The sequence below is a fragment of the Haloferula sp. A504 genome (genome assembly GCF_044385805.1).
In the GTDB taxonomy this organism is placed as follows: Bacteria; Verrucomicrobiota; Verrucomicrobiia; order Verrucomicrobiales; family Akkermansiaceae; genus Haloferula.
The window spans coordinates 1-2,024 of the sequence record NZ_JBISBU010000133.1 but is presented as its reverse complement, the minus strand read 5'-3'; the positions used below and the strand labels follow the sequence as shown (position 1 = coordinate 2,024).

General features: G+C 61.7%; 3 protein-coding genes. All 3 read right to left on the bottom strand.

Annotation, left to right across the window (positions count from 1 at the left end):
• Positions 1–445, bottom strand: a 445-nt coding sequence (locus ACG2LG_RS23755) for a hypothetical protein (RefSeq protein WP_396263341.1), incomplete at its 3' end; no start/stop codon positions are given.
• 121 nt (positions 446–566) lie between these two features.
• Entirely contained in the window at positions 567–1,325 is a 759-nt protein-coding gene (locus ACG2LG_RS23750; RefSeq protein ID WP_396263339.1) for a hypothetical protein, read from the bottom strand.
• Positions 1,326–1,447: 122 nt separating this feature from the next.
• A partial coding sequence (locus tag ACG2LG_RS23745; protein WP_396263337.1) for a hypothetical protein occupies positions 1,448–2,024 on the bottom strand: 577 nt, incomplete at its 5' end.

Here is a 2,024-nt window from a genome sequence, read left to right as displayed (position 1 = left end):
CGAAGACGAAGAAGTCCGGATCGGCGTCGTTGTCAGTGAAACCTCCGCCCGAGGCATTCCACTTGAGACTAAGAATGCCACCCGACTGCGAAGAGTTAGCGGACCCGGCCACACCGGTCAGGAGGTTGTTATCGATAGCCGCCCCCTGGTGGGCGTCTGAAACCGAAGTGCTGGTGCCAGACGGAGCGGCCGCTCCGACGGTGAGAGTCATGTTGTTGGTGCGGTTGTCCCCTGCCGCGTCCGCCACTGTACCGACAGCGTAGCTCACTCCTCCCACGGTCGCGGTGAGCAATTCGCCGCTCCCGCCGAGATTCACGCTCTGAATTGGCGCGACAGCGGCATCCAGTTCCTCTGTTACGCCCAACAGGGAGAGCGAGACTACAATGATTCGGATGAGGCGCAGGACTGCTGAGAAAAGTATCGGATGGGATGGTTTTATGATCATGGATTGGACGGCGTGCACCTCGCGCCCAAAACCGGGGCGCAGCGCACGAAGGACGTGGTCATAGTCCGACCGTTGACGGACCGCGCTTCGGTTCTCTCAAGAATACCAGGCAGAGCCCGCCTTACCGTCGACGACGGAGCAGGGCAAGGAGGCCGAAACCTCCGAGCATCGCAGCGGCGGAAGGTTCGGGGATGGGGCTGACGTTTCCGTAGACCTCGTAGAAGTCGGCGTCGTTAGCGTCCCCAAGCACGATACCTTGGATTATCGGGCCATTCGTGAGGTTTACGCCTGCCGCGTCCTTCAGGTCAGTGAAATCGAAGGCCACCCCGGCGACCGAGCGGCCGGTGAACTCACCGCCATTCAGCACGCCATCGGTGCGCACCACGTTCCAGCCTGAGAGCGCCACGCCTGCACCGAGCGTGCCGTCGCCAAGAATCGCGTAAGCGAAGACACTGTCGTTGCCCAGATCCTCGAAGACGAAAAAGTCAGGATCGGCGTCGTTGTCAGTGAAGCCCCCTCCCGAGGTATTCCACTTGAGACTGAGGATGCCACCCGACTGCGAAGAGCTTACGCTCCCGGCAACACCGGTCAGGAGGTCGTTGTCGATAGCCGCTCCCTGGTGGACGTCTGAAGCCGACGAGACGGTGCCTGCCGGGGCGGCCGCTCCAACGGTGAGAGTCATGTTATTGGCGCGGTTGTCCGCTGTCGCGTCCGCGATCACGCCTCCCGAGTAGGCGGTGCCTCCCACTGTCGCGGTGAGTAATTCATTTGACCCCCCAAGGGTGACACTGTCGATTGCGACCACCGCGGCGTGGGTGGTGCTGATGGTCAGGCCCAAAGTGGCGAGGCCGAGGAGCGTTTTGAAAAACATACGGTTCATGGTCGTTGAGAAATCTTGAAGGACGGTTGTGCGATAACGGCGAGCCGCTTCAATTCTCCGGCTCAAACAGTGGAGTGTTGTCACGCCGGGAAATCACACATTTTTTTCGGGAGCTCGGCTTTTCACTCGGATTCCACCCGGTAGAAGGCTTTGCCTGAGGGCGCGGACGTGTCGGTCAAGGTGCCCGAGGTATTGCCACTGTCGACGACCGTGCTTCCCGGGCCAAAATCGAGGTTGCTGGAGCGGCGCACGGTGACCGGGACACCGGCCGGGACCGTGACCCAGTCCAGCACGAACGACCCCGCCCCCCCGGTGGCGCTGGTGATGGTGATGGAGGTCTCCGGGGTCCCTCCGGTGTCGACGTTGGCATAGACTTCGTAGAAATCAGCGTCGTTAGTGTCGCCAATCACGATACCTTGGATTGTCGTGCCGTTGGTCAGGTTCGCGCCCGTGGCATCGAGGAGGTCGGTGAAATCGAAGGCCACCCCGGCCACCGAGCGGCCGGTGAACTCACCGCCATTCAGCGCGCCATCGGTGTGCACCACGTTCCAGCCCGAGAGCGCCACGCCTGCACCGAGCGTGCCGTCACCCAGGATCGCGTGAGCGACGACACTGTCGTTGCCCAGATCCTCGAAGACGAAGAAGTCCGGATCGGCGTCGTTGTCAGTGAAACCTCCGCCCGAGGCATTCCACTTGAGA

Coding starts and splice junctions, on each gene's coding strand:
- ACG2LG_RS23750 (WP_396263339.1), bottom strand. CDS start 1,325: ATGAACCGTATGTTTTTCAAAACGCTCCTCGGCCTCGCCACTTTGGGC.